General features: G+C 60.6%; 8 protein-coding genes. 4 read left to right on the top strand and 4 right to left on the bottom strand.

What is annotated here, in order from left to right; all coding sequences use genetic code 11:
- Positions 1–75 precede the first annotated feature (75 nt).
- Positions 76–345: a hypothetical protein gene (locus Q0W88_RS09810; RefSeq protein ID WP_297802968.1), complete on the bottom strand. Its 270-nt coding sequence runs from the start codon at positions 343–345 to the stop codon at positions 76–78.
- Positions 346–453: 108 nt separating this feature from the next.
- Between Q0W88_RS09810 and Q0W88_RS09805 the strand changes: the two genes are divergently transcribed.
- Complete coding sequence (locus tag Q0W88_RS09805) at positions 454–1,182, top strand: class I SAM-dependent methyltransferase (protein ID WP_297802965.1); 729 nt, start codon at positions 454–456, stop codon at positions 1,180–1,182.
- Here Q0W88_RS09805 and crcB read toward each other — a convergent pair.
- The 3 genes from crcB to aqpZ all read right to left on the bottom strand — a co-directional run bounded on the left by crcB (position 1,164) and on the right by aqpZ (position 2,695).
- Positions 1,164–1,532 carry a fluoride efflux transporter CrcB gene (crcB, locus tag Q0W88_RS09800; protein ID WP_297802961.1) on the bottom strand — a complete coding sequence of 123 codons (369 nt, stop codon included), beginning with the start codon at positions 1,530–1,532 and terminating at the stop codon, positions 1,164–1,166. The genes Q0W88_RS09805 and crcB overlap by 19 nt on opposite strands.
- Positions 1,529–1,906, bottom strand: a complete 378-nt coding sequence (locus tag Q0W88_RS09795; RefSeq protein ID WP_297802958.1) for a TfoX/Sxy family protein — start codon at positions 1,904–1,906, stop codon at positions 1,529–1,531. The genes crcB and Q0W88_RS09795 overlap by 4 nt, the downstream gene beginning before the upstream one ends.
- Before the next feature lie 102 nt (positions 1,907–2,008).
- Positions 2,009–2,695, bottom strand: a complete 687-nt coding sequence (gene aqpZ, locus Q0W88_RS09790) for an aquaporin Z (protein WP_297802955.1) — start codon at positions 2,693–2,695, stop codon at positions 2,009–2,011.
- Positions 2,696–2,955: 260 nt separating this feature from the next.
- Here aqpZ and Q0W88_RS09785 point away from each other — a divergent pair, with 260 nt between their 5' ends.
- The 3 genes from Q0W88_RS09785 to Q0W88_RS09775 form a co-directional block, all read left to right on the top strand.
- Entirely contained in the window at positions 2,956–5,838 is a 2,883-nt protein-coding gene (locus Q0W88_RS09785) for a DUF748 domain-containing protein (protein WP_297802952.1), read from the top strand.
- Positions 5,839–6,155: 317 nt separating this feature from the next.
- Positions 6,156–6,890 carry a hypothetical protein gene (locus Q0W88_RS09780; RefSeq protein WP_297802949.1) on the top strand — a complete coding sequence of 245 codons (735 nt, stop codon included), beginning with the start codon at positions 6,156–6,158 and terminating at the stop codon, positions 6,888–6,890.
- A 220-nt stretch (positions 6,891–7,110) separates the two neighbouring features.
- On the top strand, positions 7,111–7,704 hold a 594-nt coding region (locus Q0W88_RS09775; RefSeq protein ID WP_297802946.1), incomplete at its 3' end, for a hypothetical protein.

The following is a 7,704-nucleotide window of genomic DNA, read 5'->3' as shown; positions in this document are numbered from 1 at the left end:
CGCTGGGCGATATTTCCACCCTGGCCGATCCGGCCGTGGTCGCGCATCTGGTCGAACACCGCCTGATCCGCTGAATCAGTCCAGCAGCACCAGTTCAATCTGGAAGCCCTGGCTGTAGAGCCGGGCGGCGAAGGTGTTGAGCGCCTCGAAGCGGCCCTGCCGCACCAGCACCCGCCGGCGCTGCAGCAGATTCAGCAGAATCGCGTCCTCGTCGCCGGGCAGGATGCCGCGCAGCGCCTGCCGCGTGCGCTCCGGATGGTCATCCAGATGCAGGTGGTCCAGCACATAGATGCCGTACAGACGGTTCTGCGCCGCTCCGGCAATGGGGTGGATATTGCTGTTCATGGCTCAAGCCTACCCGCGGCCTCTGGGGGCCGCCATAAGAATAATTCTTGGATGCGCCGCCGCCGGGCGGGGCGGTTAGAATGAATCAAACCCCGTTCCGGCAGCGCCATGACCGACTACAGTGAAATCTTCGCCCAACGGGCGCATCAGTACCATGACGCCATGCAGCGCGATCCGCGCGCGCGCGACGGTGAGTTTCTCGCGCTGCTGGAGGACTTGCCGTCATCGGCCATCGACCTGCTTGATGTGCCTTCCGGCGGCGGCTATCTGGGCGTTTATCTGGAGGCCCATCGCCGTCTGGAAAGCTGCGACTTCAGCATCGGCTTTGCCGGCAGCCGTATTCCTTTGGGAAGCCCGGACGCTTTGCCGTTTGCCGATGCCGCCTTCGATGCGGTACTTTCCCTGACCGGTCTGCACCATGTGTCGTTCGAGCGACAAGATGCGTTCTTCGCCGAATGCCGGCGCCTGCTGCGCCCCGGCGGACAGCTGCTGATCGGCGAAGTGCTGGCCGGCTCGGACGTGGCGGCATTCCTCAACGACTTCGTGCACCGTCACAACAGCCAGGGCCATGTCGGCGTGTTTTTCGATGACGCCTTCCTGCCGCGCCTGCAGGCCGCCGGGTTCGAGGCGGCGCGGATGACGGTACGTCATTACCCCTGGCGATTCGCCGATGAAGCCGCGATGGTGTTTTACTGCCGCAACATGTTCGGCATCGACCGCGCCTCGGATGCCGAAATTCTGGCCGGCCTGCGCGATTATCTGGGTTACCGCGGCACCGACGATGGCCGGATCGAACTGCCCTGGCAGCTGGTGTTTTATCAGGCGGTAAAACGGTAGGCCAGAAGAATCGCGGCCAATCCGCAGGCCACGCTGGCCAGCACGTAAGCGCCGGCGATCAGCACATCGCCGCGCTTGAGCAGGTGCGCGGTTTCCAGGCCGAAAGCCGAAAAGGTGGTGAAGCCGCCGAGCACGCCGGTAAACAGGAACAGGCGCATGGGCGGCGAGAGCATGTCGTGTTTGGCCGCCAGCGCGAACAGGATGCCGGCAACCAGGCAGCCCGAAACATTGACCGCGAAAGTGGGCCAGGGAAATTTCTGCTGCGCGGTGTACTGCAGCAGCCAGCCCGAAAGGCCGTAGCGTGCCAACGCACCCAAACCGCCGCCCAATGCGACCCAGAACCCGTTCATCGTTTGCTTCTCCTTATTTTCGGCGCGGCTTTTTCGGCTGCCGCGCGTACGGCGCATTGATAGGCTTTGTCCGACCACCGCGCCATCTGCTCGGCCTCCTCAAAGACCGCTTCCGGCGCCAGATGGTATTTCAGGGCGGTGCTTCCGTTTTTTCCGGTATATACGAACGGCGGCAGGTCCATCGCGGTGAATTCCTGCGCCAGCATTTCATCGGCTTTGAAATACAGCTGCTCGTTGGCAATCAGCGCGAACATCAGGCCGCTGCGGTAAATGCCGAAGCCGCCGAACATCGAACGCTTCGCCACATCCGGGACATCGGCCATCTGTTCGAGGACGAAATCGGCGAAAGCGGATTGACGGTGCCGGTCGGCCATCGGATGGAACTCCTCGGAATCCAGTCCTCACTTTACGGCGACGGCCGGATACGGGCAAGAAAAAAGGCGCCGAAGCGCCCTTTTCCATGCAAGAACCTTGGCTCAGTCTTCTTTGCCGATGAACTTGTAGATGGTGGCGCCGAGCAGGGCTCCGACGATCGGTGCGGCCCAGAACACCCACAGCTGCTGGACAGCCCAGGCATCCGCGAACAGGGCAACGCCGGTGCTGCGCGCCGGATTGACCGAGGTGTTGGTGACCGGAATGGAAATCAAATGGATCAGCGTCAGGCACAGGCCGATGGCGATCGGTGCGAAGCCGGCCGGAGCGCGCTTGTCGGTGGCGCCGAGAATCACGATCAGGAAGAAGGCCGTCAACACCACTTCGGTAATCACCGCGGCCTGCATCGAGAACCCGCCCGGGGAATGCTCGCCGAAGCCGTTCGAAGCAAAGCCGCCGGCACCTGCAAAATCGGCTTTACCCGAGGCAATCAGATACAAGACGCCGCCCGCGGCAATGGCGCCGAGCACCTGCGCCACGATGTAGGGCCCGAGATCCTTGGCCGGGAAGCGGCCGCCGGCCCACAGGCCGATGGAAACCGCCGGGTTGAGATGGCAGCCCGAGATATGGCCGATGGCAAAGGCCATGGTCAATACGGTCAGGCCGAAAGCCAGCGCCACGCCGACAAAGCCGATTCCCAGTTCAGGGAATGCCGCCGCCAGCACGGCACTGCCGCAGCCGCCAAGTACGAGCCAGAAGGTGCCGAAAAATTCCGCGCCGAGTTTTTTCATGTTCCTCTCCAAAAAGGTCGTGTTGCAATTTATGGGTTGTTATTTGGGTGCGTCATTCGCAGGGTGAACAAGCGGGGCATCCGCCCCGTGCCTACAATAAACCGATGCCGGGGATTTGTATAGAAAACCACGTACGAACCGCTATCGCTTGCCTTTGACGGTCAGTCATTTGTCTTTATCGGCCAGCCGTCTATGCGACGGCCGGAACATGCTTGCGCCGGTCACAGGGCAGGGGCATCATAGCGGGAACGGAGGTGTCTATGCTGGCTTGGATGAAATCGAAGTGGCTGCTGCTGATCGGATTGCTGGTGCTGGCGGTCGGTGCCTATGCCTTGATCGGCTTCAAAGTGGTGCCGAAGCTGATCCGTAACCAGGCCATGGATTATGCGCAGACCGAGCTGAAAAAACCGCTCGCCCTCGGAGAAATCCGTTTCAATCCGTTTACCTTCGAACTCGATATGCGCGACATCGTGCTGCAGGACGGCGGGAAACCCCTTCTCTCGCTGAAGCGCCTGTTCGTGGATTTCCAGGCCTCTTCGCTGTTCAAGCGCGCCTTCGTGTTCAACACCGTCCTGCTCGACAAGCCATTCGCCCGCGCCATCATCAAACCCGATGGTTCGCTCAATCTGGCCGACCTGCTGCCCAAGGAAAGAAACGACGATCCGTTGCCGAATGTCTGGATCGGCGATCTCGGCGTCAATGCCGGCCAGGTCAATTTCGCCGACCAGAGCCGCGCGCTGAAACCGGAAAAAGTGCTGGCACCGATTACCTTCAGCCTGAAGGACTTCAAAACCCGCGATGACGGCGGCGGCTTCGTGCTGGCTGCGACCAGTGACGACGGCGAACGCTTCGAGTGGCGCGGCAGCCTGTCGCTGGAGCCGGTGGCGTCCAAGGGCAATTTCAAAGTCGAAGCCTTCAAGGCGGTCAGCGCCTATGAGTTCCTGAGCGAAGAGCTGCCGTTCCAGCTCAGCGACGGCAGCTTCAGCCTGTCGGGCGATTACGACTTCAGCATCCTCGGCAAAAGCGGTCCGCGCCTGCTGGTGAATCTGCCCAGCATCCGCGCCGACAAGCTCGCCATCCGCCCGAAAAACGGACCCGAAGATTGGCTGCGCCTGCCTTCGGTGGTGCTCAGCGAAACCCGCATCGATCTCAATAAACAGAGCGCCAGCGTTGCCGCCATCAATCTGCAGGGCGTACAGGCGAAAGTCTGGCTGAATCCGGACGGCTCGCTCAACATCGAACGCCTGTTTGCCGAAGAGGGCGCGCCCGCGCCGCCACCCGCGTCTGCCGGCGCGCCGGCGTGGAAGGCCACCATCGGCAAGATCAGCGTCAGTGCCGCCACCCTCGACGTCGAAGACCGGACGGTCAAGCCGGCCGGCAAATTCCAGCTGACGCCCACCGAGTTCACCGCCAGCGGCCTGAGTCTGGATCTGGACAAGCCGGTGCCGATTGCAATCACCAGCACCATCAACGGCAAGGCGCCGCTGCGCATCGAAGGCACGGTGGTGCCTTCGGTGGTCACCGCCGATCTGGCGCTGGAGCTCAGCGGCATGCCGATGAACCAGCTGCTGATGTATCTTCCGGATTTCCCGGGCACCACTTTCAAGTCCGGCACGGTCGCGGCCAAAGGGCGCCTGAGCATGGATGAGAAAGCCAACATCGCCTACCAGGGCGATGGCGTGGTCGACAATCTGGTGCTGCTTGATATCAAGAACCGTTCGGAAGTCATTTCCTTGGCCAAAACCACGGCGAAGGGCATCGATTACCGGCAGGGTCCGGAAAAAATCCGCATCGACAGCGTCACACTCGACCGGCCGTCCATGGAAGTGGTGGTGACCGAGCAGGGCAGCATCAATCTGGTGGAGATGCTCACCGAAGATACCGCAAGTACGGCGCAGTCCGGCAGCAAGGACGCGGTCGCCGAAACCCCGATCGACATCGGCAAGCTGGTGTTCAACAAGGGCACCATGCGGTTCGCCGACTATTCCATCCAACCGAACTTCCGGGCCCGCATCGAAGGCCTGGACGGCCGCATCCTCGGCATTTCCACGCGGCCCGATGCCGTCGCCGATATCGATCTGAACGGTTACGTGATCAACAAATACTCGCCGGTGGTGATCAAGGGCAAAACCAGCATCTTTGATTACGAGAAGCAGACCGATGTGCAGATGGCCTTCCGCAATATCGAGCTGCCGGTGTTCAATCCGTATTCCGGCCGTTTCGCCGGCTATGCCATCGCCAAGGGCAAGCTCACCACCGAGCTGCATTACCGCATCAACGACAAGAAACTGCAGGCCGACCATCACGTGGTGCTCGACCAGCTGACCTGGGGCCAGGCCACCGGCAGCAAGGAAGCGGTGTCCTTGCCGATCCGCTTGGCCACCGCGCTGCTGAAAGACAGGAACGGCGTCATTGATCTGAACGTGCCGGTCACCGGCACGCTCGATGATCCGAAATTCCGGATCGGGCCGATTGTCTGGCAGATCATCAAGAACATCGTGGTCAAGGTCGTGACCGCACCGTTCTCGTTCATCGGCGGCCTGTTTGCCGGTGCCGAGGAAGCGCAATTCATCGATTTTGCGCCCGGCTCCGCGGAGCTTCCGGCCGCGGCGGCTACCAATCTGCCGCAGTTGGCCAAGGCACTGGTCGACAAGCCGGAGCTGAACCTCGATATACCCGCCGGCGTATTGGATGAACTGGACCGTGATGCGCTGGCCGAGCGCAAAATGCAGGCTGCCGCCGCGGCCCAGATCGGCAAACCCGGAAAAAACATGCCAGCCTATGCCGAATGGGAACCGAAGCAGCAGCTCGATGCGCTGGAGTCCCTCTATAAAGCGCAGTTCGGCAGCAAGCCCGATATCCCGAAAGCCGAGGCCGTGACTGAGTCCGCCGATGATGCCGGCTGGCGGGAAAAGCGGGCCGCCAAGAAATCGCATGAAGTGGACTGGCTGGAAACGCAGCTGATGGCCAAATTCCAGCCCACGGCCGCCGAGCTGGCCGCGCTGGGCGCCGCCCGTGGCGAAGCGGTGCAGGATGCCCTGCTCAAGGACGGCACGCTCGATCCGACGCGGGTGTTCCTGTCCACCAATGCCCAGCTGAAGGCCCAGGACGGCAAGGTGCGCATGGAACTGCAGATGAAGTAAGGCGCTGGGCTTTCACCCCTAGCGCTTTAGCAGCTGCATACGGACTTTGCTCGGTGATACCTCAAACCAACGGTGTGCGGCCCGTGTGAAGCTGCTCTGGTCCGAAAAGCCGAGCAGGGACCCTGCGACCGTCCGGTCAAGTAAATCTATAGCGACCTGAACTGGTGGGCGACAAAACGCTGGAAGTTCGGCATCGGTTGGGGCCGGACCTGGCACGATAAAAACGGCATGACCGGCGTTACCGATGCTGTGCTAAGCCGCATTCAATGGGTATACTGAGCGCGATTTTCCAAACCAAAAACTGACAAGGATTCAACATGAAACTCCGCAACACGCTCGCCGCTGCCATTGTTCTCGCCTGCTCTCCGCTGGCCAATGCATCCGCCGATGAAGGCTGGGATTGGGGTCTGACACCGTATCTGTGGGCGTCGTCCATTTCCACCGATCTGCGCGAAGATGCACCGCCGGTCGGCAATGAAACCGACTTCAACAGCATCATCAGCAAAATCGATATGGGATTCCTGGGGCATGTGGAAGGCCAAGGCGATGATTTCGGCGTTTTCGCCGACGTCGTCTACCTGTCGCTCGCCGACAGCCGCGATGGCCGCTTTGCCCAAACGGATGCCGATCTCGATACCCTGGTGTTCGAACTGGCCGGCGTCTGGGCGCCGGGCGAAGTCCGCAACCAGGGCATTGAAGTGTTCGGCGGTCTGCGCCATATCGTGGTCGACCTGAATGTCGACATCGATCCGAATGCGGCTCTGCTCAACACCTGGAATACCGGTTTCGACCAGTCCTTCAGCGATGTGATGATCGGCGCCCGCTACAAAGGCGCGATCAACGACAAGTGGGGCTATGCCCTGCGCGCCGATGGTTCCTGGGGCGACACCGAAGGCACCTACAGCACCAGTATCATCTTCGCTTATAAAACCGATGGCGGCGGCGCTTGGAACTTCGGCTACCGTTACATGGACACCGATCTGGCGGTGAAAACCACCTCGGTCGCCCTGCAGCTGCATGGCCCGGTGGTCGGTTACACCTTCAACTTCTGATTGTTCTGAAAGCTTGCCTCAAGACGGCGCTCCGGCGCCGTTTTTTTTATGGAATTAACACACGCTGCGAGGCCACGAAGCAATCGCCACAAATGCGGAAATACACAGCTATACTAGCCAAAAGCTGAGTGTGTTCAATACAAGGGGATGCTGATATATGGCAAGTCGGCAAACGATGATGGCAGTTATGTTTCTTTGCGCGGGCCTAGGCTGTCCTGAGATGCGTGCGCAGGAGACTGAAGCACCCAAAGCAGTCGACAACGGCACCGATCCGTCCAAACTGCAGACCGTAGCCGAAGCCAAGTATGAATATCTGGATCTGCAGAACGGATTCACCAGCGGAACTCTCCGCCTCAGCTACATCACCCCGCTCGATGATGCCCAGACATACGCGCTGCGCGTGCGCGTGCCGGTGACCTATGTCGATGCGCTCGGTAACGACGGCTACGACATCGGCGATGCTTCCTTGGAAATTTCCCATGTGTTCGGACTGACCAAGGAACATGCCTTTGTCGCCAAGGGCGAACTGGTTTTCGATACCGCCGGCCGGCCCGAGCTGGGCACCGGGCAGAACGTGTTCAAGGGCAGCTTCATCTATGCCAAGTTCCTGCAAAACGGCAGTATCTTTGCCCCGGCTTTGGTACAGAGCAACAGTCTGTGGGGCGACGTCAACCGCGCCGATGTCAATTCCACCACCATCGATTTCTATTACGTGCCCAAGCTGGCGGATCCGCGGAATCTGATCACCTATGATCCGGCATTGAACTTCGATTGGGAAAACGACAAGCAGTTCGCCAGCTTCGCGGTCACTTTC

It is taken from the genome of Arenimonas sp. GDDSR-1 (genome assembly GCF_025980345.1).
Taxonomy (GTDB): Bacteria; Pseudomonadota; Gammaproteobacteria; order Xanthomonadales; family Xanthomonadaceae; genus Arenimonas.
The sequence above is the reverse complement of the archived record's forward strand: the minus strand, read 5'-3'. Positions and strand labels throughout refer to the sequence as shown.